The organism is Pseudomonas fluorescens, assembly GCF_902497875.1.
In the GTDB taxonomy this organism is placed as follows: Bacteria; Pseudomonadota; Gammaproteobacteria; order Pseudomonadales; family Pseudomonadaceae; genus Aquipseudomonas; species Aquipseudomonas fluorescens_BR.
On sequence record NZ_CABVHY010000030.1, the window covers coordinates 59,771 to 82,516 of the forward strand.

Sequence of the window (22,746 nt, forward strand, 5' to 3'; positions counted from 1 at the left end):
GCGATACAAAGGACACCGGCATGGGCGTTGCGACTCACTAGAATGCGCAAAGTCCGAATATCAGAGGGTTGTGCGATGGAACACGTGAATCACATTCTGATCGTCGACGATGACCGCGAGATCCGCGAGTTAGTGGGCAACTACCTGAAGAAGAACGGCCTGCGCACCACGGTGGTCGCCGATGGACGGCAGATGCGTTCCTTCCTCGAATCGAACACGGTCGACCTGATCGTTCTGGACATCATGATGCCGGGCGATGATGGCCTGCTGTTGTGTCGCGAGTTACGTTCCGGCAAACACAAGACCACGCCAATCCTCATGCTGACCGCGCGCAACGACGAAACCGACCGCATCATCGGCCTCGAAATGGGCGCTGACGACTACCTGACCAAACCGTTTTCCGCCCGCGAGTTGCTCGCCAGGATCAACGCCGTGTTGCGGCGCACCCGGATGCTGCCGCCCAACCTGGTGATCACCGAGAGCGGCCGGTTGCTGGGCTTCGGCCGCTGGCGCCTGGACACCACCGCCCGGCACTTGCTGGACGAAGACGGCACCCAGGTGGCCCTGAGTGGCGCCGAATACCGTCTGTTGCGAGTGTTCCTCGATCATCCGCAGCGGGTGCTCAGCCGTGATCAACTGCTCAACCTGACCCAGGGCCGCGACGCCGATCTGTTCGATCGCTCCATCGACCTGCTGGTGAGTCGCCTGCGCCAGCGGCTGATGGATGACTCCCGCGATTCGAGCTACATCAAAACGGTGCGCAGCGAGGGTTACGTGTTTTCCTTCCCGGTGGAAATCCTCGGTGCCCAGCCATGAGTCTCGCGCTACGCTGGCCGCGCACGCTGGCCTCTCAGTTGTCGCTGATTTTCCTGGTTGGCCTGATCGTTGCTCACGGCCTGTCCTTCGGCGTGCAATTCTACGAACGTTACCAAAGCGCAGAAGCGATGTTGATGGGCAACCTGGAAAACGATGTCTCGATTGCAGTCGCAGTCCTCGACCGTTTACCGGCCGCGGAGCGTGCCGACTGGGTGCCGCGATTCGAGCGCCGGACGTATCGCTACCTGCTGGGCGAAGGCCAGCCCGGTACGCCCATCGACCTTAAAGGTGCCCATGAGGCCGTGCAGTCGATCGAAGAAGCCGTGGGCAAACAGTATCCCCTGAGCTATACCCGCATCCCCGGGCCGATGCCGCATTTCCAGGCTCACTTGAAGCTCAGCGATGGCACCCCACTCACTATAGATGCCAGACCTTCGGTCATGCCCTTGTCCTCGTGGCTGCCGCTGGTCTTGCTGGTGCAGCTGGCATTGCTGCTCTTGTGCACCTGGCTGGCCGTCAGGGTCGCCATTCGGCCGCTGACGCGCCTGGCCCAGGCCGTGGAAACCCTCGACCCGAATGCCCACAGCGTCCACCTGGATGAGAACGGCCCGACTGAAGTCGCCCACGCCGCCGCCGCCTTCAATTCGATGCAGGACCGCATCGCGGCCTATCTCAAGGAGCGCATGCAACTGCTGGCGGCGATTTCCCATGACCTGCAGACGCCCATTACCCGCATGAAACTGCGAGCCGAGTTCATGGACGACTCCAGCGAAAAAGACAAACTCTGGCAGGACCTGGGCGAGATCGAACATCTGGTCCGCGAAGGCGTCGCCTATGCGCGCAGCGTCCATGGTTCCACCGAGGCCAGCTGCCGGATTGACCTGGATTCGTTCCTCGACAGCCTGGTCTACGACTACCAGGACATGGGTAAAGACGTAGAGCTCGGCGAGAAGAATGCCGCGGTCATCAATACCCGCCCCCATGCGTTGCGCCGAGTGCTGGTCAACCTGGTGGACAACGCCCTGAAATTCGCCGGAGCGGCGCACATCGAGGTCCAGAGCAAGTCCAATTCAAGCCTCGCGATTCGGGTACTGGACCGCGGACCGGGGATCGCCGAGGACGAGCTTGGGCAGGTATTGAAGCCCTTCTATCGCGTGGAAAACTCGCGCAACCGCAATACCGGCGGCACCGGCCTGGGCCTTGCCATCGCCCAGCAACTGGCGCTGGCCATCGGCGGATCGTTGACCCTGAGCAACCGCGAAGGCGGCGGGCTGTGCGCAGAGCTTGAGCTCAAGCGCCAGCCGGATTGATCTCGGCTGCGATTGGTTAACCGCTATGTAGGAGCGAGCTTGCTCCGGGCGGCGTTCCGACGATAGGGCCATCACAGGCAACGCCAGAACCGAGGCGATTCCATCGCGAGCAAGCTCGCTCAGGTTTTGCGTACACCCGTTGTTTCCTGGAGGAACCGGATTGGTGTAGGAGCTGCGCAGGCTGCGATCTTTTCGGCGCAGGCAAGATCAAAAGATCGCAGCCTATCGGCAGCTCCTACAGGGATCTACGCCTGTTCAAAAACCGTATTCCATATGAGAAGCCTTTAGCAGCAGCGCGTTGTACAGCTGCGATTGCCGTAGCGCGCCTCCTGACGTTCGCGGAAAAACGCCGAATAGCTCATCACCGGCTCGTCCGGATGGTTGAGCGCCATTTGCGCGAGGTAGTTGTCGTAATCCGGGACACCCACCATCAGGCGCGCGCTCTGGCTGAGGAACTTGGCGGCATGCTGCAGTTTGCGGTACATGACGGATCTCTCTTTATGGGGTGGGGACCGGCTCATGAAATCGCACTCATGTATCTGCAATGTGTCGGCGCCCCGGTTATTTGTATTTTCAAGTATTCAAAGCAGCACCTTCGACGCTATTGCCACCCAAGGCATGTATCCCAGTGTGTATCCAGGGGCCGTTGATACATCCGCTTTGATACGGCGGCCATTTTGAAACAAGCCGGATACCTCACTGCGATCAACTGTGTGCATGGTTTGGAGCGACGGACAGGACCTCGCTCCCCTTCCCTTTGAGCCTGTTCCCACCGCAGATTGAGGATTCCCCATGTCTGACGCAATCAACAAAAAACGCCGACACTTCCTGCAGATCGCCGGCCTCGGCGCTGCCAGCCTCGCTGCCAGCCAACTGCTGCAGCTTTCCCCGGCCCAGGCACAATCAGCTACGCAACCGAGCAATGCCGGACTCACTGGATCGGCCGCCGAGCTGGCACCGATCAAGCAAATTCGCGCTGGAGTCCTCGACATCGGTTACTACGAGGCCGGCCCTAAAACCGGACCGGTTGTCCTGCTGCTGCACGGCTATCCCTACAGCATCCAGAGCTTTGCAGAGGTCGCGCCGATTCTCGCCGGTCGCGGTTATCGGGTAATCGTGCCGCACCTTCGCGGTCATGGCAGCACGCGCTTCATTGACCCGGCCACCCCGCGTTCCGGTCAGCAAGGCGCGATCGGCGCAGACGTCATCGCGTTGATGGACGCACTTGAAATCAAGACTGCGGTGTTTGCCGGTTTTGATTGGGGTGGCCGCGCGGCTTGCGTGGCCGCCGCCTTGTGGCCTGAGCGCTGCAATGGCCTGGTAAGCGTCAATAGCTACCTGGTGCAGGACATCGCCCATGCCACCGCGCCGATTCCGGCGAAGCTCGAATCCGGGCTCTGGTATCAGTATTACTTCCAGACCGAGCGTGGCCGCCTCGGCCTGACAGCCGATCGGCGGGCCATTGCCAAAGTCATCTGGACCCGCAACTCCCCGGGCTGGAACTTCGACGACGCCACCCTGGAACGCACCGCGAAGTCCTTCGACAACCCGGACTATGTCGACGTGGTGATTCACTCCTACCGCCATCGCCTGGGACTGGCCGCGGGTTATCCGGCCTACGCGGACATCGAAAAACGCCTGGCCGCCCTGCCCCCGATTACCCTGCCAGCCATTACCCTGGACGGCGTAACCGACGGCAATTACCCGGCGGGCGACGGCTCGGCGACGGCGGCCAGATTCCTCGGCAAGCGAGTACACCGCCAGGTTCCGAATGCCGGCCACAATCTGCCCCAGGAAGCCCCGCAAGCCTTCGCCGATGCGGTCACCGATGTATTGGCTCTCTGAGCAACAGACCGGATGAATAAAAACTTCAAATGCGGACCTGTGGCGAGGGGGCTTGCCCCCGCTGGGGCGCGAAGCGGCCCTAAAACCTGCAGGCCGATTCTGACAGGCACACCGCATGCGCAGATTTTACGACTGCTGCGCAGCCGAGCGGGGGCAAGCCCCCTCGCCACAATTGATCGCCCAGCCGGCTCGAAATACCAGCGCTATTGATAGCCGACCTTTTCCAGATTGCAAACCAGTCAAAAAGCCCCGAACTCCTGCAACTATCCATTCAAATCCGCGCCAGCGCCTGGGCCAGGTCGGTGCGCAGGTCTTCGACATCCTCGACACCCACTGACAACCGCACCAGCGCATCGCCGATGCCGAGCTCCGCGCGGGTGTCTGCGGGGATGCTGGCGTGGGTCATGATCGCCGGGTGCTCGATCAGGCTTTCCACACCGCCCAGGCTCTCGGCCAGAGCGAAGATCCGCACACTCTCGAGGAAGCGCTTGGCGCCGGCCAGGTCGCTGTTCAGGTCGAGGGAAATCATCCCGCCGAATCCGCGCATCTGCCGCTGCGCCAGTTCATGCTGGGGGTGCGACGCCAGTCCCGGATAATAAACGCGCGCCACCTGCGGCTGACGCTCCAGCCATTGCGCCAACTCCAGCGCGTTGCTGCAGTGGCGTTCCATGCGCAGCGCCAGGGTTTTCACGCCGCGCAGGGTGAGAAAAGCGTCGAACGGCCCGGCGATCGCACCCACCGCGTTCTGCAGGAAGCCCAGGCGCTCGGCCAGATCGGAGTTCTGCCCGACCACCGCGATGCCGCCGATCACGTCGGAGTGGCCGTTCAGGTACTTGGTCGTGGAGTGCAGCACGATATCGAAGCCCAGCTCCAGCGGGCGCTGTATCCACGGGCTGGCAAAGGTGTTGTCGGCCACACAGATGATGCCTCGCTCGCGACAGATGCGCGCGACAGCGGCGAGGTCGGTGAGGCTCAGCAAGGGATTGCTCGGCGTCTCGACCCAGACCATCCGCGTGTCGCCCTGCAGCGCCGCTTCGAAGGCCGCCAGGTCAGTCAGGTCGACAAAACTGAAGCGATGCCCCGCGCTGCGTTGGCGCACCTTGTCGAACAGGCGGAAAGTGCCGCCGTACAGGTCATTGCCGGAGACAATGTGCGTGCCAGCGTCGAGCAGTTCGAGCACGGTGGAGATTGCCGCCAGCCCGGAGGCGAAGGCAAAGGCCTGGGTACCGCCCTCGAGGTCCGCCACGCAACGCTCCAACGCAAAGCGCGTCGGGTTGTGCGAGCGTCCGTAGTCGAAGCCCTTATGCACACCGGGGCTCTGTTGCAGGTAGGTGGAGTTGGCGTAAATCGGCGGCATCAGCGCCCCGGTGGAAGGGTCCGGCACCTGCCCGGCATGGATCACGCGGGTACCGAAGGCCCGTGGCGCGGCGGTTTCATCGTGTTGACTCATGTAAGGGATCTCCGTAAGTGATTGAGCATGTCGACGCGGGTAATCAGGCCATGGAAGCCCGAGGCGTCGGCGATGATCGCCACCAGCCCACGGTCGAGTTCCGCCTCCAGTTCAGCCAGACTGGCACCGGGAGGCAGGGTTTCCACCTTGTCGGTCATCGCGCTGGCCACGGTCATACTGAAGTGCGAAGCGTCTTCGTGGACGCCAAACAGAATATCGGACTCGTCGATCACGCCGACCAGCCGCTTGCCGTCCACCAGCACCGGTAGTTGCGACACATCAGCCAGGCGCATGCGCTGGAAGGCGGTGAGCAGCGTGTCGTCCGGGCCCACGCTGATCACCCGGCCATCCTCGAAGCGCCGCGCGATCAAGTCACGCAGATCGTCGTAGCGCTTGCGCTGCAGCAGGCCCTGATCGGTCATCCATTGGTCGTTGTAGATCTTCGACAGGTAGCGGGTGCCAGTGTCGCAGACGAAGCTGACCACTCGCTTGGGCTCGGTTTGCTCGCGGCAGTAGCGCAGCGCCGCCGCCAGCAAGGTGCCGGTCGAAGAACCGCCGAGAATGCCTTCGGCGCGCAGCAACTGGCGGGCATGATCGAAGCTTTCCTCGTCGCTGATCGAATAGGCCTGTCGCACGCTGGAAAGGTCGGCAATAGACGGGATGAAGTCTTCGCCAATGCCTTCCACCGCCCAGGAACCGGGCGTGCCTAGGGTGCCGCTGCGGCTGTATTCGGCCATCACCGAGCCGAGCGGATCGGCCAGCACCATGACCAGGTTTGGCTGCACACGGCGAAAGAAGCGGGTCAGCCCGGTCAGCGTGCCGGCCGAACCGACGCCGACGACGATGGCATCCAGATCATGTTGAGTCTGCGCCCAGATCTCCGGAGCGGTGCTGCACTCGTGGGCCAGCGGGTTGGCCGGATTGTTGAACTGATCGGCGAAGAAAGCGTCGGGAATCTCCTGCGCCAGCCGCGCGGCAACGTCCTGGTAGTAGTCGGGATGGCCCTTGCCGACGTCGGAACGGGTGATGTGCACCTCGGCGCCCATTGCCTTGAGGTGCAGGACCTTCTCGGTGGACATCTTGTCCGGCACCACCAACACCACCCGGTAACCCTTGGCACGGCCGACCAGGGCCAGGCCCAGACCGGTATTGCCGGCGGTGGCTTCGACTATGGTGCCGCCGGGTCGCAGGCGGCCATCGCGCTCGGCGGCGTCGATCATCGCCAGGCCGATGCGATCCTTGATCGAACCGCCGGGGTTCTGCGATTCGAGCTTGAGAAACAATGTGCACGGGCCGGTATCGAAGCGGCTGACGCGCACCAGCGGCGTATTGCCGATCAGTTCGAGCACGGCGGGACGGGAGTCGTTCGGCATGTCGGCACCTCGCTGCGGGAATCCTCACTGAATGGACAGCAACCTGCGGCCAGTCAAGCGCGCCAGTCGCAAACAATGCATCGCTTGGAACATAGGTCGGGATTGCGCCACCCGCAACCTTGCGCAGCCAGCCGGTAGCGTCGCTGCCTGACGACAAAGCCCCTCAAGCCTTGCCGAGGCTTTGTATCAGACTGTGTACGAACCCCGGCCTGATACGCAGACATTGATTTGGGAGCGCTTCAGCACACAGGGGGGATACACCCAGGCGGTTAACTATGGATACCAGATGGCGCTGCCGGTTCAGGCGCTCTTTGCTCAAACATTCAATTCATGAATCGTAAGGAGTGTCACCCATGTCCAACCTTTCGAAACTCTCGTCCCTGGCGCTTGGCCTGGCACTCATCGGTGTCCTCGGTCTTTCGAGCGCAGCTTCGGTAAACACTACGACTGAATTGCCCCAAGGCTTCAGCCTGCAACAGAATCTTGTTGCTGAAGGGGGAGCCGATCGCCTGCAGCAGAATCGAGTTGCCGAGGGTGGTTCCGATCGCTTGCAGCAGAATCGAGTTGCCGAGGGTGGCTCCGATCGTCTGCGGCAGAATCGCGCCACTGTGTAAAACCGGGCACCTCGAAAATTTCGCTAATACCCGATCATCTACACATTTATCTGTATATCCATACAGATAAAGGTTGCCCAAATGCGCGGCACTGCGCATCCTGTGCAGCTTCAAGACCCGTAAGAGATGATGGTGGTTATGCGGCTGTTCCTGTGCGAAAAACCTTCCCAGGCCAAAGATATCGCTGCGGTACTCGGTGCCAACCGCCGTGGCGACGGGTGTTGGGTGGGGTCGGATGTCACCGTGACCTGGTGCATCGGCCACCTGCTGGAAACCGCGCCGCCGGATGCTTATGACGCCCGCTACAAGCGCTGGGTGCTGGCCGATCTGCCGATCGTTCCCGAGAAGTGGAAGATGCTGGTCAAACCCAGGACAGCCAGCCAGTTCAAAGCGGTCAAACGCTTGCTTGGCGAGGCGGACGAGCTGGTCATCGCCACCGATGCCGACCGTGAGGGTGAAATGATTGCCCGCGAGTTGGTGGAGCACTGTCGCTATCGCGGGCCGATTCAACGGCTATGGCTGTCAGCCCTGGACGACGCGTCGATCCGCAAGGCACTGACGCTGCTCAAGCCCGGAGCCGAGACCTTCAGCCTTTACCATTCGGCCCTGGGACGCTCGCGCGCCGACTGGTTGATCGGGATGAACATGAGCCGGCTGTTCACCTTGCTCGGGCGGCAATCCGGTTATCAGGGTGTGCTGCCCGTGGGCCGGGTACAAACCCCAACCCTGCGACTGGTGGTGGACCGCGACCGCAGCATCGCCGATTTCGTGCCGGTGGCATTCTGGGCTATCGATGTACAGCTGGTGCAGGATGACACGACCTTCACCGCTCATTGGCGCGCGGCGCAAGATGTCTGCGACGAGCAGGACCGCTGCCTGAACCAGGCACTGGCGCAAGCAGCTGCGACGGCCATGCGCAACGCCAGCAGCGCCCGGGTGGTCAGGCTGCGTACCGAACGAGTGCGCGAAGCCGCGCCCCTGCCCTTCGATCTGGGCACGCTGCAGGAAGTCTGTTCGAAGAAGCTCGGGCTGGGCGCACAGGAAACCCTGGACATTGCCCAGGCGCTGTATGAAACCCATAAGGTCATCACCTACCCGCGCAGCGATTGCGGCTACCTGCCGCTGAGCCAGCACAGCGACGCGCCGAAGATTCTGGCGGCATTGGGGCGAGCCGATCCGGCCCTGACCGAGCTGCTCAAGTACATCGAACCCCAACGCCGCTCCCGGGCCTGGAACGACGCGAAGGTCAGTGCCCACCACGGCATTATCCCGACTGGTGCCAGCAAGGACCTCGAGCGCCTGGTAGGCAAACAACGCGCCGTCTACACCTTGATTCGAGCACGTTACCTGGCGCAGTTCCTGCCAAACCACGAGTACGACCGGACCCAGGCCGACTTCGACTGCGCCGGCCAAGCCTTGCGTGCGGTGGGCAAGCTGATCGTCGAGCCGGGCTGGAAGCGTGCCTTGCCCGAAGCCCTGGCGCCGGCCAAAGGTCGCGAAGCACCGGCTCCGCAAACGCTGCCGGCGCTGGCCGAGGGCCGCGATTGCGCGGTTGCCGAGGTGATCTTGAAAGACCTCTGGACCCAGCCGCCGAAACCTTTTACCGAAGGTGATCTGATCAAGGCGATGAAGAACGTCGCCAAACTGGTAGTCGATCCCCTGCTCAAACAGAAACTCAAGGACACCACCGGGATCGGCACCGAGGCGACTCGCGCCGGGATCATCCAGGGTTTGCTCGATCGAGGCTATCTGGTCAAGAACGGCAAGGCCTTGGCCGCAACCCCGGCCGCCTTCAGCCTGATCGACGCCGTTCCCCGAGCCATCGCCGATCCCGGCACCACGGCGATTTGGGAGCAGGCGCTGGATATGGTGCAAAGCGGCGAGATGAGCCTGGAGGAGTTCGTCACCCGACAGGCCGCGTGGATGAGCAAACACGTGAGCCGTTGTGTCGGCCTGCGCCTGACCATCAGCGGCCCGGCGAGCCCTGCAGGTAGCGGCGCAGCGCCCTGGAAGAAAAAGCGCAAGCCCGCCAAGCGCAAGACCACGACGTCGACCAAACGCCCTGCCAAGCCGGGCAGCGGAATTTGATGCAAAGATAATCTAATGTGAAGGGCCGGGCGATGTTCGTTTGCTCGCGATGCACCGGGCTCGACCACCGCGAATTATCAGATCACCCGCGTCACCAAACCGCCCCGCATCAGCCCTTGACTATCCGATAAACACAACGTCGCGAGTCGCTCAGCAGATGCTCTTCCCGGGAGACCGTCGCGCCCTGCCCGACAATCTCCTGAAACAGCTGCAGCTCGGAGCGACAAAAACCCTGGCAGGTTCGGGCGGCCGCGCAAATCGGGCAATGATCCTCGATCAGCAACCAATCGTTGCCGTCGTGCTCAATGCGCGCCATGTAGCCCTCGTCGCTACGAACCTTCGCCAACTGCTCCAGTCGTTCCTGCAAGAGGTCGCCGGTGCAAGCCTGGCGATAAATAATCCGCGCATCCTTTTCCCGTTGTTCGATCAAACGCTCCAGGCCCTCCTCCCCAAAAATCTGCCGCACCGAGCCGATCAACTGCACGGTCAGTTGCGCATGAGTATTCGGGAAGCGGCTATTACCGGTTTCGCTGAGTACCCAGTTCTGATGGGGGCGGCCGACGCCGGACACTGCTGGCTGGCGTCCCTCGATCAAACCTGCCGCCAGCAACTTCTGCACTTGCTGGCGCGCCGCCTCGGCAGTCATGTCGAGGGCTTGGGCGATAGCGGCACTGGAGACGGCGCCCCTGGTCTTGATGAAGAACAGAATACGATCGGCCGTCGGCAACGAATCTGGATTATCCAAGCTTTCTCTTGTGTAACTCAAAACAGCCACCTAATATCCAAGCCAATACTTGGATATTAGGCTTTGGCCATTCACCTGTCGAGGGAACGCGAATGCATACGGATACATTGACTGCCACCGCCTGGGGGAACCTGCTGCGCGGCCGCAATGGCTTGCTGGCGCTGGCATTGATGGGCGGTGTGGCGCTGCATGCGATCAATGTACACATCGTCACCACAGTGCTGCCGTCGGTGGTGCAAGACATTGGCGGGCTCGATTGGTACGCGTGGAACACCACACTGTTCGTCGTCGCCTCCATCGTCGGCGCGGCGCTATCGGTCTGGTTGCTGGCAGTTGTCGGGCCACGGGGTGCCTGCCTGGTGGCGTTAAGCGTATTCGCCCTGGGCTCGGCCGGTTGCGCACTCGCCACTTCGATGCCATGGATGCTGGCCGGCCGCAGTGTGCAGGGCCTGGGCGGCGGCACCTTGGCAGCGTTGAGCTACGCGCTGATCCGAATAGTGTTCGAGCCGCGACTATGGCCACGGGCGGTGGCGCTGGTCTCGGGCATGTGGGGAGTAGCGACCTTGTGCGGACCCGCACTGGGCGGGTTGTTTGCCCAGGCGGGACATTGGCGTTGGGCGTTCTGGGCGCTGCTGCCGGTGGCCCTGGTGCAAGGGTTGCTGGTCATCGTGCAATTGCGCCCCACTGGCAAGGAAGAATCCTCCAGAGACAAAGCGCCAAGCATTCCTTTTCTGCAGATCGCGCTGCTGGCAGCGTCCGTGTTGGCCATTGCCGCGGGTAGCCTGTCGGCGTCACTGGTCTGGCAATGTGCCGGCGTCGCTGGCGGTCTGGCGTTGGGCATGAGCGCGATCTTTTGTGATCGACGGGCGACAGTGCGCTTGCTTCCGGTTGGCTCCACCACACTGGGCACGCCGCTGGGCGCCGTCTACGCGAGTGTCGCCCTGCTGTTGATCGGTACCACCCCGGAAATCTTCGTACCCTATTTCCTTCAGGTACTACAGGGACACACACCTTTGGCTGCCGGCTACCTGACGGCGGCGATGGCTGGCGGCTGGAGTCTGGCTTCGCTGTACTCCTCAGGTCATGGCGGTGCCAACGCCGCACGCCTGCTGCGCGCCGGTCCCATGCTCTGTGCGGCGAGCCTGCTGGCCCTGGCCGTGTTGATGCCGGCAGGCGGCGATCTGTCTGCCGATGTGCGCACACTGTTCTGCGGTCTGGCACTGGCCGGTGTCGGTGCGGGTGTGGGCATCTGCTGGCCACACCTGCTGACCCGCGTACTGACACTCGCGCCGCCAGGCGAAGGCGGCATAGCCTCGGCCGCCATCACCACGGTTCAGCTCTATGGCATGGCCGTCGGGGCGGCGGTGGCGGGACTGGTCGCGAACGCGGCAGGACTCGGCGGGTCAGGTGGTATCGCGAGCACGCAGTCGGCCGCCACCTGGCTGTTCGCCAGCTTCGCCTTGGCGCCGGTATTGACCGTATTCCTGGCCCGGCGAATCAGTCGAGCATAAACCCAGCCCTCGCGGCTAAACCTCATCACGTCTGGAACAAGGAATGTCGACATGACCTGGCACACTTCGATCTGGTTATTTCAAGCCGTTCATGCCATCGGCTTGAGCCTCTGGCTGACCATCGCCGCCCTCAACAACTGGCAAGCCTTCCGAGGTTCCATCGCTGCGGTGGGGGGCACAATGTCGATGGCTGCGTTGAAGCAACCGCCAGCGATCGAAACACCCTTGTCAGCACGAGCCAAAGACTCAATCGTTTTGCATCGGATGGCATTGCTGTTAGTGCTGGCACTGCAGATCGTTGCCGCCATCACCTGCCTGACCGGTACCTACCAACTCATCATCGCCCGTGATCTCGCCACCGCGCAGTCTTGGCTCAATCTGGGGCTGAGTGGTTTTGCAGCATTCCTGTTTGCCATGCATCTGGGAGGCTTGTGGTTCGGCTACTGGATCCGCCAGGAAAGCCTGCAACTGACCCATCTTGCGCTGCTGATCTGGGTCCTGTTGGCCTTCTTGCTGTTCAACGTACCGCTGGCATAACGTAGTGACTCCCTTGGGCCATGGTTGAGCAGCCAAGCAAAAGTAACGTCAACCCAACACGTCCGGCGTGCGGGAGATCGTCAGAATCGCAGCCTGCGCAACTCCGAAGTAATCGTGTGCAGCAGAAAACAGGCAGGCAGGCCGCCTCGCTTTGGCTTTGGCTTTTGATGTTGATCTTGATCTTGATCTACCCGCCCCTTCGGCAGGCCGAGTGGAGGTGTTCATCAGGGGGGTGGCGCGTAGCGCCGTCAGCGAAGCTGACTCCGCCGCATTGCGGCGCCCCATGATGGACACCGGAGCGAGGGAACACCGAGCCTTAGCGAGGTGCCGTACGCCGGGGCGAGACCTTTGGTTCCTTTGGGGCGTTTGCCAAAGGGACTCGCTGTAAAAGCGAAACCATTAGTAGCCGTTACCGCAGGAATGGATATGTACACCAGTGAGAGATAGGCCGGCTGCCAGGTAGCCTTCGCGAGCAAGCTCGCTCCCACAGTGGATTTATGTACATCCGCAAGAGACAGGTGAGAGCTAAGACGGTATCTGCAGATATAGCATTCACCTGATAAATTGCGGGTGTACCCGTTCGGCGCAGGCTGCGATCTTTTGGCAGGCATTGCACCGACAGCCCCGAATATCGCATGCTGGCCGTTTCAAATATAACGCAATGGACTGACACGGAAGGTATACGGATGACCCTGAAAATCGACAGAGTGGACAACCCCGGCGAAGACGAGCGCGAGGCCATCCTCGAACCGTTGATGGCGTACAACATTGCCCGGATGGGCGAGACCCGACAGGAAAAATTCGCTTTGCTGGTCCGTGACGACCAAACCGAGCATGTTCACGGAGGGCTCTACGGCAAAATCTCCTGCAACTGGTTGTTCATCGAATTGCTCGGTGTGTCCGAGCAAGTCCGCGGGCAAGGTATAGGCTCACGTCTGATGGCTATGGCCGAAGACCTGGCGCGGGAGAAGAAATGCGTAGGGATCTGGCTCGATACCTTTGACTTCCAGGCACCGGTTTTCTACCAGAAAATCGGCTTTACCCAATTCGGTCGGCTGGACGACTACCCACCGGGGCACCAGCGTCATTTCTTCCAGAAACGACTGGCCCCGAATGGAACGGCTACTCATGAAAATGAGTGAGTGGCGTCTGCACTGGCTGGAGGCGGAAGGTGATCTTGAACCATTGCGTCAGCCAATAACCCACGCGTGCGACTCGGCTCATCAGAGCATTTCCACGCTGATGGCGCCACCGCGCCTGGACATCCTGATCCAGCGCCTGGCTGGCCAGGTCATACCCGAGTTGGGCCTGCTCGGGCAGGCTCATCGAAGCAGCCTGTTCTCCCTGACAATCGACCCGGACAATGTACATTTCGCCAATGCCCTGGACGACGGCAGCCTCAAGCGCCAGGTGATGCATGAAGTTCATCACTGCATGCGGATGGCCGGTCCCGGTTATGGCCATACCCTTGGCGAGGCGCTCGTCAGCGAAGGTCTGGCCGGGCAGTTTGTGCGGTTGTTACTCGGGACGGAGGCCGAACCCTGGGAACGCGCGGTGCCTCTTGAAACCTTGCGCAACACGGCTCTTGATGCGGCTACCCTAGCCTCGAACCACTACGATCACTCGGCGTGGTTCTTCGGTACAGGACAATACCCACGCTGGTTCGGCTACACCCTCGGCTACGAGATCGTCGGGCACTGGCTTGCCGAAATGGGCGAGGTCGATGAACACACCTGGGTGAATGTCCCGGCAGCAACCGTCCTTGCCGTGGCATCAAAGGCAGGGATCCTTTCGCAGGATCCCCTGGTGCGCTGACCCGCAGCCGGCAGTGCTATAGGGAGCTTGCTTGCGTTCGGCTCGGTCCGGCGCTCGGGCGCAGCAGTCGTAAAGTCTGCACATGAGGAGTGCCTGACAGAACCGGTTTGCAGGTTTTAGGGCCGCTGCGGGAGCAAGCGGGAGCAAGCCCCCTCGCCACAGACCAACCAGGCCATCATCCCGGTGATGCAGTCAGAACAAGCCGAGCTGCCCGCCGATCAGCGTGCTGAAATCGTCGTTGACGAACGGCAGGATGGCGTCGGCCACCGGCTGCAACTGGCGCGTGACGTAGTGGTCGTAGTCGATGGGCGCACGCAGAGTTTCCAGCGGTTCCGGCCCTGCAAGGGTGATGACATAGCTGATCCAGCCACCATTCTGGTACTGCCGTGGTCGCCCCTGCTGGTCGTTGTATTCGTCGGCGATGCGCGCCGCGCGAACATGCGGCGGCACATTGCGTTGATAGTCCCCGAGCTGGCGACGCAGGCGCTTGCGATAGATCAGCAATTCATCGAGTTCGCCGGCCAGGGTGCTCCGCACATAGTCGCGCACATACTCTTGGTACGGTTGCCGGTTGAAGATGCGCAGGTAGAGCGCCTGCTGGAACTGGCGGGCCAGCGGCGACCAGTCGCTGCGTACCGTTTCCAGCCCCTTGTAGACCATTTCATGGCTACCGTCGGCGCGCGTGACCAGCCCGGCGTAACGCTTCTTGCTGCCCTCCTCCGCGCCGCGAATGGTCGGCATCAGGAAGCGCCGGAAGTGGGTTTCGAACTGCAGCTCAAGCACGCTTTGCAGACCGAACTCACGGTGCAGATAGTCCTTCCACCACTGGTTGACGTGCTGCACCAGCGCCTTGCCGATACCCGCTGCATCCTCCTCCGAATGGGCGCGTCCCAGCCAGACGAAGGTCGAGTCGGTGTCGCCGTAGATCACCGCATGCCCCCGGGCCTCGATCAGCTCGCGGGTCTTGCGCATGATTTCGTGGCCACGCAAGGTGATCGACGACGCCAGGCGCGGGTCGAAGAAACGACAGCCACTGGAACCCAGGACCCCGTAGAAAGCGTTCATGATGATTTTCAGCGCCTGTGACAGCGGCCCGTTCTGTTCGCGCTTGGCCACTTCCCGGCCCTCGGAAACCCGGGCGACGATCGCCGGCAGACAGTGTCGGGTCCGCGAGAAACGCGCTCCGCGAAAACCCGCCACCGACTCGCTGTCATCGGGATGACGCAAGCCCTCCACCAACCCCACCGGGTCGATCAGAAAAGTACGAATGATCGACGGATACAGACTCTTGTAATCGAGCACCAGCACTGACTCGTACAAACCCGGCCGCGAATCCATGACAAAGCCACCAGGACTGGCCTCCGGCATCCGTTCACCAAGGTTCGGCGCGACAAAACCCTGGCGATGCATCAGCGGGATGTAAAGGTGGGTGAAAGCCGCGACCGAGCCGCCGCTGCGGTCGGCCGGCTGACCGGTCACCGTGGCACGTTCCAGCAGGAACGTCAGCAACTGCGTCTTGGCGAAGATCCGCGTCACCAGCTCGCAGTCCTTGAGGTTGTAGCGGGCCAGCGCCGGCTTGTCCTCGGCGAACATGCGGTTGATTTCGTCCATCCGCTGGTACGGGTTATCGATGGATTTACCTTCGCCGAGCAGCGTCTGCGAGACATGCTCGAGGCTGAATGAGGCAAAGCTCCAGGTCGCCGAGCGTAGCGCTTCGATACCGTCGATGATCAGCCGCCCGGCAGCGGCGGCGAAGTAGTGATTGTTGCGCGAACCGTGCTCGCGCCACTGCATCTCCTCGCCACCGCGCCCCAAACGCAACGGCACCGCCAGGCGTCGGGCATGCTCGTGCAACACCCGCAGGTCGAACTGCACCAGATTCCAGCCAATGATCGCGTCGGGATCATGGCGGGCAAACCACTCGTTCAACTTCTTCAGCAGCAGCGTGCGGGAGTCACAGTACTCCAGCTGGAAATCCACCCCGGCATCGTCGCCATTTGGAGCCCCGAGCATATACACCTGACGCTCGCCACAACCCTCGAGCGCGATGGAGTACAGCTCGCCCTGGGCGGTGGTTTCGATGTCGAGGGAGACCAGTTTCAGTGGGGGGCGGTAGTCCGGCGCCGGTTTCATTTGCGCCTCGAGCAGAGTGCCGCTGCTGTCCGGGGTGCCACTGAAGGCCACCGGCGCGGTAATGAAGCGCTCCATCATGTAGCGTTCCGGCGGGCGGATATCGGCTTCGTAGACATCCACGCCGGCATTGCGCAATTGCTTGTCGAGGTGCATCAACTGGCGGTGTTGCTGGCAGTACAGGCCCAGCACCGGGCGATGGTGAAAGTCGCACAGGTCCAATGGACGAAGTTCGACGTCGCGCTCGCCGCGCAACTGCAACTCGGCCTGCTCGCGCTGCTCGGCGGCAATGAAGGCCACCGAACGCTGATAAGGCAGGCGAATTAACCGCGGGCCCTCGTCGGTCGCCAGCCAGAACTCGACCAGCGTGCCCTCCGGCGTATCGCGCCAGTGTCGGGTCAGGACGAAACCCTGTTGTAAATCCACCACTGCAACCTCAAGAACCTGCTTTCAGCGGACGATTCTACGCGTCATCGTCGGCGATAGCGCGCGCCAGCAGCGCTGGGAAGGTTTGACTTCAAGGCCAGTTGTTCCAGGTCGTGGACAGATCGGCGACACGCTGGCCACACCTGGGCAACTGCCTGTCAATCGTCCAGCGGTTTTGGCGGCTTCGTCGGCTTGGCTTTGGCTGGCTTGCCGGCGGCACCCGGCTTGACCTCGGGCTCTGGTGGAGGGGGTATCACGTACTCTTGTTCCGACGCGGGTAACTGGTCGATAGTGCTGAAGAGCTCCTTGGCATCGACGAGGTCGGGGCGTTCGATCTTCTTCTCCCCGTCCTTGCCCACCAGGATTATCTTGGTTCTGGCACTACTGGCGCCCAGCTTGAGCTCACGGATCAGGGCCATGGTGGTCTGCGGTTCCAAATCCTTGCCATCGCGCTGGCCGATGGTATTGATCACGGTGTAGAGCACCATATTGCGTTCGGTGAAGGCCTTGCGGTTGGCGGGCTCATCAAGGGATTTTTTCAGGCTGACCAATGTCGGGTCCACGGTACTGGGAGCGATAATGACCAACGGACGAAACTTCCCGCGGTCCCGAGCCAGCGGCCCATCGCTGTCGGCAGCCAGCAACGGGCCGGCAGCGGCGAACAGGCTGACGAGGATCAGTGAGCGGATGAGCATGCGCATCTCCTTTTTCATATCCCTGCAGCAGTGATTGAGCGTTTGACCCGCGTAACTACAAGCTCAAGACTGCATGGTAGTGCCCTGAAGCTTAGGTCAGCGTACAGGTACTCGCAAAGCAGCGATGGGTTATGCATGACATTGCTCGATGTGCCGAGAAGATCAAAAGATCGCAGCCTGCGGGGGAGATGTGCACCCACGATGTTGCAGGTGTACACGGTCGGCGAGCTGGCGAAGCCTGCGATCTTTTCGGCGGACGCCACAATCGTCAAGATCAAAAGATCGCAGCCTGCGGCAGCTCCTACGCGGGATTGCCCACCGGAATGCCCCTGCCAACCTGACAATTTCCTGGTGCCTCCAGGCATGCACGTTATAGTTGAGTGGATTCGAATTAACGGGAGGTGGTATGCGCCAGATCGTTAACAAAGAGCCATGGTGGGCTGCGCCGCCGAAACCGGGTCAGGATGAGTCTGAACTGGAGTGGGGTTGGCTACTGACATACAACGAAGGAGAACCGCGGTTTGAGTTCGTCAAAGAGCGGCCTTCAGACCATGAGATCCGTAACCGCAAGAGCTGCCGGATCTCGCCTGTGTCGGAGTAATGCTTACAGCCATGGCGACAGAGACCGCGTCGCGGTGGCAGTTTTTGCCCGGGAGCTGAGCTCAGTGGGGGGCGATTCTTTTTGCCGGCCAGAAGATCAAAAGATCGTCCGAACGCGGCCCGAACCTTCGGCAGCTTCTACCCCCGCTCCTCAGCCCCATTTTTTCCCGAGTGCCTCCAGACCGGCCTTTTGCAGATCCTCGGGGCTCATCGCCAGACGGAACTTGCAGCTGGCCTCGAAGTTTAGAAAAAACGGTTCCGCAAAAGCAGGGATCTCGGATGAGTCCTGGACGTTGATCAGGAAGATCCCGCTGCGCATTCCATCCTGCTCGGTAAAATACGCAGCCTCCGGTTTGATGCTCTCCAGGATACGCCTAATGATCTCACCGACCTTGCCGTCTCTGACGTAGGAGTTGAAGGGCTCATGAGGAAACTCGACCATCAGTAGCATTTTCATCATTCAATACTCCTTTCAACTTGCTGCCTCTGTTGCCGCCTGACAGGTACTCAATAGTCCCGACGGTCCGTTTAATAAAGAGTAGCGAAGCGTGGGCAAGTACCCCCGCGGGGTTACCGGCGGTCATCAAGCACGACGTTTTTCAGTGGATCCAAGAGCAGATCACGGCAGCCGCTCGGCAAGTGAATATACTGGTGGGTGGGATTCATCCACCGGAGAGCAATCATGCGAACGGTCCATATTATCGAAGCGGATAAAACACCCAAGTCTGTCAATGTAGTGGGAGAGGCGATCACTATTCTCGCCGGTGGGGATCTCACTAAACCCTTCGAAGTGCATATCCAGGAAGGTGTGCAAGGTGGCGGGCCGCCACCGCACTATCACCCCTGGGACGAGGCGTTCTATGTGATGGATGGGCAGGTCGAGGTAACCGTAGAAGGCAAGTCCACCACCGTGGCAACCGGTGGTTATGTGCATATCCCGGCTGGCACCGTGCATGCCTACAAAAATATCAGCGCCAGCGCAAAAATTCTCGGAGTGGTCTCTGATCCCAGAGGAGGCAAGTTTTTTGCGGCCGTGGATCAGCTCAAAGTGCCTGAAGATCTACCTCGCATACTGGAAATAGCCAAGCAGTTCGATCTCGTGTTCTTGCCGCCGGCTACTCCCGAATAGGCTATCGCGCTACTCCCCTGCTCCCCTGCGCGCAGATGAACGGAGACCAGAAAATCTGAACGAGGCTGATTTTCGCCGAGTCGAAAAAACAGGCATGCATCAATCAAATCGGCGTTGTTGTTTCTGTGTTCCCGGGATTGCGTGAGGAACCATAAAAGAGCCCGTTCGATACCGTGCGGGCTTTTAATACTTACTTCGCGTCCGAATAGTGCCAATACGCTCCTGTTGATCCCAGTGGGAACGCCAGTACCAAAAACCGCTCATCGCCAGCGTAGGCAAAATCGTTCAACTTGGTACAAACTGATCCGACGCCATCGGCCGTTAACACCAGGATCAATAACCACACACCGGACAAAAACTTCGTTCGGCGTCATGACTTGAAGAATGCCAGGAGAGTATTTCCACCTTCGAGTCCTGCCAGAAAGGAATGACCGCTATGACCACAAAAACAACAGCAAATGTGCCCCACTCTACATGGCCGGAATCCGTCAATCTCAGCAGTCAGCTATTCTTTGAAGCTGATCAGCTCAGTGAAGCCGCCTATGCGCTCTTGAATCATCAACCTGTTACGACTCAGTCCCTTCATGAGTTCTCGGAACTCAAAAGGCGTGCGGACAACAAGTACATCGAAGCCCGCCGCAAATGGCTCGACACCAAAGACGAGATCAACCGGTAAGCGTATTCAGCTGGCAAAGCCGGTGACGGAGTCTTGCTGCAGAGCACGCTCTTGAAATCGCTGGTGGTGAACTCAATCGCTGTCCCCTGGCTGTCCGACAAGCACAGCCGAGCGCGGATCAGGCGCAAAAACAAGAACAGGTCAATGAAAAGGGTGCAGCAATGAATGGAACGAGGGTTTCCTATCCAACCACGGCATGTCTAAACCTGGCACTGGAACGCAACAAACAGCTTTTCAGCGAAGCCCATAACTTGAGCTGCGCCGCCCTTGATCTTCTCGATCGGCCCTACATGGATGCGCACGTGTTCATGCAGTACCAGGAGCGCAGACAGCATGCCGATCTTAAATATCATGAAGCCATCGAGCACCTGCGATCGATCATGACCGAGTATGACGCGCCGCCGTCCTCCACAGAGCTGCGCTGACCACCCGGCAACCCTTGTTTCGTCTGAGTGGTAACGGAAAAATCAGGCCTTGAGTCGGGCAGCCCGCCGAAGGCCTTCACTCCAAATGCTCAACCTTCATCTAGGCTCTGATAATTTATCGGAGAGCAAACATGGCACTGCTCGAGATTCATGAAAGGTTCGCCCAGTTCACGGGCACCTCCTGGATCATGGCGTGCATGAATAGCTGTCGCTTGCAACAGAGTGCCATCGAAGCGCAGATAAGGTATCTGGAATCCTTGGGGGAGGACTCGCTGGAAAGACAGCAAATCCTCGAGAAGGAAATGATATTCAGATTCGATAAATCTCTAGCTTACTGGGAGCGCATGTGGAGCGATCTTGAAGCGTGTCAGAAGTCATTCTGAGCTATACGACTTCTGAAAAATTCTGCAACGAATGAAATCTGCATCTGTCGATCTGTCCGCTAAAATTAATCCGCTGCACCCTGCCAACCCCGAAAGGGGCGTCTTTCCAGGCTCGTCTATCCAGGCTAGTTCCTGGAGAGAGGATACCTCCATGCGTGACTATTACGATCTGGGCACCTACAGCCGTCCAGTGACCACAAGTTCGTCGCAGGCCCAGCTCTGGTTCGATCGTGGTTTTCTCTGGTGCTACGGCTACAACCATGAAGAGTCCGTACGTTGTTTTCGCAAGGCTATCGAACATGACAGTGGTTGCGCGATGGCCTATTGGGGAATCGCCCATGCGTGCGGTTCGAACTACAACAAGCGCTGGGACGCATTTGCAGAGCAGGAACTGAGAGAGGCCGTGGCCGAGGCACGCCGGGCCACGCAAGCGGCACTGGAGCGTATCGACGGCGCAACACCGGTGGAGCAGGCGCTGATCCGGGCGCTGGAACAACGTTACCAGGCAGAACAGGCGCAGAACATTGACCAGCTTTGCACCTGGAACGATGCCTACTCGGCTTCCATGCGCAGTGTCTACGCCGCTTTCCCCGACGATCTTGATGTCAGTGCGCTGTTTGCCGAAGCGCTGATCAACCGCACGCCCTGGCTGTTATGGGACCTCAAGAGTGGCACTGCGGCGCAGGGCGCGGATACCCTTGAGGCGGTGGCCGTGCTGGAGCAGGCGCTGCGACTGATCGACCAGCGCGGGGATGCGCCGCACCCCGGCGTGCTGCACATGTATATCCATACCATGGAAATGTCACCCTATCCGGAACGCGCGTTGCGGGCCTGCGATAGCCTGCGCGACCTGGTGCCGGACGCTGGGCACTTGCGCCATATGCCATCGCATATCGACGTGCTCTGCGGCGATTACCATGCCGGGATAGTGAGCAATAGCCAGGCGATCCTCGCCGACCGCAAGTACCTGGAACGCGAAGGCCCGATCAATTTCTACACCCTCTACCGCAGCCACAGCTATCACTTCAAACTCTATTCGGCGACGTTTCTCGGCCAGTACCGCCCTGCCCTGGAAGCCGCCAATGAACTGATCGCGACTATTCCGCAAGAACTGCTGCGCGTGACTCAGCCACCGATGGCCGACTGGGTGGAAGGTTTCGTGCCGATGAAGATGCACGTGCTGGTACGGTTTGGCAGATGGCAGGAGATTCTTGCCGAGCCCCTGCCCGACGACCCTCAGCTGTACTGTGTGACCACGGCAATGCTGCACTACGCCAAAGGCGTGGCCTACGCCGCTCAAGCGCAGATAGCCGCCGCCGAAGCCGAGCAACAACGCCTGCTTGAAGCAATGGCCCGAGTGCCGCAGACGCGGTACATCTTCAACAACACCTGCACGGATATCCTGGCTATTGCCGCAGCCATGCTGCGGGGCGAAATCGAGTATCGCAAGGGCAACCACGACAGCGCCTTTGCCCACCTGCGCCATGCGCTGGAACTGGACGACAACCTGCCCTACGACGAGCCGTGGGGATGGATGCAACCGGTCCGGCATGCGCTGGGGGCGTTGCTCCTGGAGCAAGGCCGGGTAGAAGAAGCCGAACAGGTTTATCGGGCCGATCTGGGGCTCGACAACACACTCAGTCGAGCGTCCCGGCATCCGGACAATGTATGGAGTCTGCACGGCTACGTGGAGTGTCTGCACCGTCTGGGCAAGCACGCCGAAGCAGCGATCGCACAAGCCCGTCTCGACCTGGCCATGGCTCGGGCCGATGTGCAGATCAATGCGTCGTGTTTTTGCCGGGTTGGAGATGACTGCTGCAGATGAGGCCTGTCAGCGGTGGAACGAGAGGTTTGTCGAGAGGGAACGCTCACCACAAATTTGCTTGCCGGCCTGTGTACTTGGTATCCGCAAAAGTGATTGGCTGCAGCCGGTGTCTCTATCAGCGCAAAGGGTACAACTTCATAAGATCAAATGGGCGTTCACTCAGGGCTTGCTTAGTTATAAATCAACTAACTTAGCCGACCAACTGTCTGAACTCCCAGCCGAATAACCTTCATACTAAGCCGCTGAGTTGAGCGAGCAACAACGCTCGCCGGAGAGCAACTCTACATACCCCAGGATGGGGGGTATCTACTTGGGCGCGGCATTTGCCCAAGCGGATAGGTGCAGGCAGCCGA

General features: G+C 60.5%; 22 protein-coding genes. 15 read left to right on the forward strand and 7 right to left on the reverse strand.

Translation table 11 applies throughout. From position 1 onward, the window contains the following. The first annotated feature begins 75 nt into the window (after window positions 1–75). Together F8N85_RS25795 and F8N85_RS25800 are read left to right on the forward strand one after the other, a co-directional pair. Window positions 76–816: a response regulator gene (locus tag F8N85_RS25795; protein ID WP_150806336.1), complete on the forward strand. Its 741-nt coding sequence runs from the start codon at window positions 76–78 to the stop codon at window positions 814–816. Then, window positions 813–2,126 carry a sensor histidine kinase gene (locus tag F8N85_RS25800; RefSeq protein ID WP_150806337.1) on the forward strand — a complete coding sequence of 438 codons (1,314 nt, stop codon included), beginning with the start codon at window positions 813–815 and terminating at the stop codon, window positions 2,124–2,126. Before F8N85_RS25795 ends, F8N85_RS25800 begins: the two co-directional genes overlap by 4 nt. A 284-nt stretch (window positions 2,127–2,410) precedes the next feature. Here F8N85_RS25800 and F8N85_RS25805 read toward each other — a convergent pair whose 3' ends face one another. After that, window positions 2,411–2,611 carry a YbdD/YjiX family protein gene (locus tag F8N85_RS25805; RefSeq protein ID WP_150806338.1) on the reverse strand — a complete coding sequence of 67 codons (201 nt, stop codon included), beginning with the start codon at window positions 2,609–2,611 and terminating at the stop codon, window positions 2,411–2,413. Window positions 2,612–2,918: 307 nt separating this feature from the next. Between F8N85_RS25805 and F8N85_RS25810 the strand changes: the two genes are divergently transcribed. Next, window positions 2,919–3,971: an alpha/beta fold hydrolase gene (locus F8N85_RS25810; protein WP_150806339.1), complete on the forward strand. Its 1,053-nt coding sequence runs from the start codon at window positions 2,919–2,921 to the stop codon at window positions 3,969–3,971. Between the two features lie 271 nt (window positions 3,972–4,242). Here F8N85_RS25810 and F8N85_RS25815 read toward each other — a convergent pair whose 3' ends face one another. Continuing rightward, window positions 4,243–5,421, reverse strand: coding sequence for a cystathionine gamma-synthase (locus tag F8N85_RS25815; protein WP_150806340.1), 1,179 nt, complete (start codon window positions 5,419–5,421; stop codon window positions 4,243–4,245). Then, the gene (locus F8N85_RS25820; protein WP_150806341.1) at window positions 5,418–6,794 is read right to left on the reverse strand and encodes a pyridoxal-phosphate dependent enzyme; all 1,377 of its coding nucleotides are present in this window, start codon (window positions 6,792–6,794) and stop codon (window positions 5,418–5,420) included. Before F8N85_RS25820 ends, F8N85_RS25815 begins: the two co-directional genes overlap by 4 nt. A 353-nt stretch (window positions 6,795–7,147) precedes the next feature. Here F8N85_RS25820 and F8N85_RS25825 point away from each other — a divergent pair, with 353 nt between their 5' ends. After that, window positions 7,148–7,408: a phage infection protein gene (locus tag F8N85_RS25825; protein WP_150806342.1), complete on the forward strand. Its 261-nt coding sequence runs from the start codon at window positions 7,148–7,150 to the stop codon at window positions 7,406–7,408. A 138-nt stretch (window positions 7,409–7,546) separates the two neighbouring features. Beyond that, window positions 7,547–9,496 carry a DNA topoisomerase III gene (locus tag F8N85_RS25830; RefSeq protein ID WP_150806368.1) on the forward strand — a complete coding sequence of 650 codons (1,950 nt, stop codon included), beginning with the start codon at window positions 7,547–7,549 and terminating at the stop codon, window positions 9,494–9,496. A 109-nt stretch (window positions 9,497–9,605) separates the two neighbouring features. On the opposite strand, the gene F8N85_RS25835 is transcribed toward F8N85_RS25830, so the two are convergent. After that, complete coding sequence (locus F8N85_RS25835; RefSeq protein WP_224795747.1) at window positions 9,606–10,241, reverse strand: helix-turn-helix transcriptional regulator; 636 nt, start codon at window positions 10,239–10,241, stop codon at window positions 9,606–9,608. A gap of 92 nt (window positions 10,242–10,333) precedes the next feature. Here F8N85_RS25835 and F8N85_RS25840 point away from each other — a divergent pair, with 92 nt between their 5' ends. The 4 genes from F8N85_RS25840 to F8N85_RS25855 all read left to right on the forward strand — a co-directional run bounded on the left by F8N85_RS25840 (window position 10,334) and on the right by F8N85_RS25855 (window position 14,104). Further along, window positions 10,334–11,752 carry an MFS transporter gene (locus F8N85_RS25840; RefSeq protein WP_150806344.1) on the forward strand — a complete coding sequence of 473 codons (1,419 nt, stop codon included), beginning with the start codon at window positions 10,334–10,336 and terminating at the stop codon, window positions 11,750–11,752. A gap of 51 nt (window positions 11,753–11,803) precedes the next feature. After that, window positions 11,804–12,289: a DUF2165 family protein gene (locus F8N85_RS25845; protein WP_150806345.1), complete on the forward strand. Its 486-nt coding sequence runs from the start codon at window positions 11,804–11,806 to the stop codon at window positions 12,287–12,289. A 686-nt stretch (window positions 12,290–12,975) separates the two neighbouring features. Further along, window positions 12,976–13,431: a GNAT family N-acetyltransferase gene (locus tag F8N85_RS25850; protein WP_150806346.1), complete on the forward strand. Its 456-nt coding sequence runs from the start codon at window positions 12,976–12,978 to the stop codon at window positions 13,429–13,431. Further along, on the forward strand, window positions 13,418–14,104 hold the full coding sequence (locus tag F8N85_RS25855) for a DUF2268 domain-containing putative Zn-dependent protease (protein WP_224795748.1): 687 nt from the start codon (window positions 13,418–13,420) through the stop codon (window positions 14,102–14,104). The genes F8N85_RS25850 and F8N85_RS25855 overlap by 14 nt, the downstream gene beginning before the upstream one ends. A 192-nt stretch (window positions 14,105–14,296) precedes the next feature. Here F8N85_RS25855 and F8N85_RS25860 read toward each other — a convergent pair whose 3' ends face one another. Both F8N85_RS25860 and F8N85_RS25865 read right to left on the reverse strand, forming a co-directional pair. Further along, window positions 14,297–16,660, reverse strand: coding sequence for a DNA polymerase II (locus F8N85_RS25860; RefSeq protein WP_150806347.1), 2,364 nt, complete (start codon window positions 16,658–16,660; stop codon window positions 14,297–14,299). Between the two features lie 158 nt (window positions 16,661–16,818). Then, window positions 16,819–17,355: a DUF4174 domain-containing protein gene (locus F8N85_RS25865; protein WP_150806348.1), complete on the reverse strand. Its 537-nt coding sequence runs from the start codon at window positions 17,353–17,355 to the stop codon at window positions 16,819–16,821. A gap of 406 nt (window positions 17,356–17,761) precedes the next feature. Here F8N85_RS25865 and F8N85_RS35170 point away from each other — a divergent pair, with 406 nt between their 5' ends. After that, entirely contained in the window at window positions 17,762–17,956 is a 195-nt protein-coding gene (locus F8N85_RS35170; RefSeq protein WP_150806349.1) for a hypothetical protein, read from the forward strand. Between the two features lie 150 nt (window positions 17,957–18,106). On the opposite strand, the gene F8N85_RS25875 is transcribed toward F8N85_RS35170, so the two are convergent. Continuing rightward, window positions 18,107–18,412 carry a panthothenate synthetase gene (locus F8N85_RS25875; RefSeq protein ID WP_150806350.1) on the reverse strand — a complete coding sequence of 102 codons (306 nt, stop codon included), beginning with the start codon at window positions 18,410–18,412 and terminating at the stop codon, window positions 18,107–18,109. Window positions 18,413–18,637: 225 nt separating this feature from the next. Between F8N85_RS25875 and F8N85_RS25880 the strand changes: the two genes are divergently transcribed. From F8N85_RS25880 to F8N85_RS25900, 5 genes are all read left to right on the forward strand, one after another. Further along, on the forward strand, window positions 18,638–19,084 hold the full coding sequence (locus tag F8N85_RS25880; RefSeq protein ID WP_150806351.1) for a cupin domain-containing protein: 447 nt from the start codon (window positions 18,638–18,640) through the stop codon (window positions 19,082–19,084). A gap of 436 nt (window positions 19,085–19,520) precedes the next feature. Continuing rightward, window positions 19,521–19,760, forward strand: coding sequence for a hypothetical protein (locus F8N85_RS25885; protein WP_224795749.1), 240 nt, complete (start codon window positions 19,521–19,523; stop codon window positions 19,758–19,760). Window positions 19,761–19,921: 161 nt separating this feature from the next. Beyond that, the gene (locus F8N85_RS25890; RefSeq protein WP_150806353.1) at window positions 19,922–20,185 is read left to right on the forward strand and encodes a hypothetical protein; all 264 of its coding nucleotides are present in this window, start codon (window positions 19,922–19,924) and stop codon (window positions 20,183–20,185) included. A gap of 131 nt (window positions 20,186–20,316) precedes the next feature. Beyond that, window positions 20,317–20,568 (forward strand): hypothetical protein, encoded by a 252-nt coding sequence (locus F8N85_RS25895; protein WP_150806354.1) that lies wholly within the window; start codon window positions 20,317–20,319, stop codon window positions 20,566–20,568. Between the two features lie 151 nt (window positions 20,569–20,719). After that, on the forward strand, window positions 20,720–22,393 hold the full coding sequence (locus F8N85_RS25900) for a tetratricopeptide repeat protein (protein WP_150806355.1): 1,674 nt from the start codon (window positions 20,720–20,722) through the stop codon (window positions 22,391–22,393). Window positions 22,394–22,746: the final 353 nt, after the last annotated feature.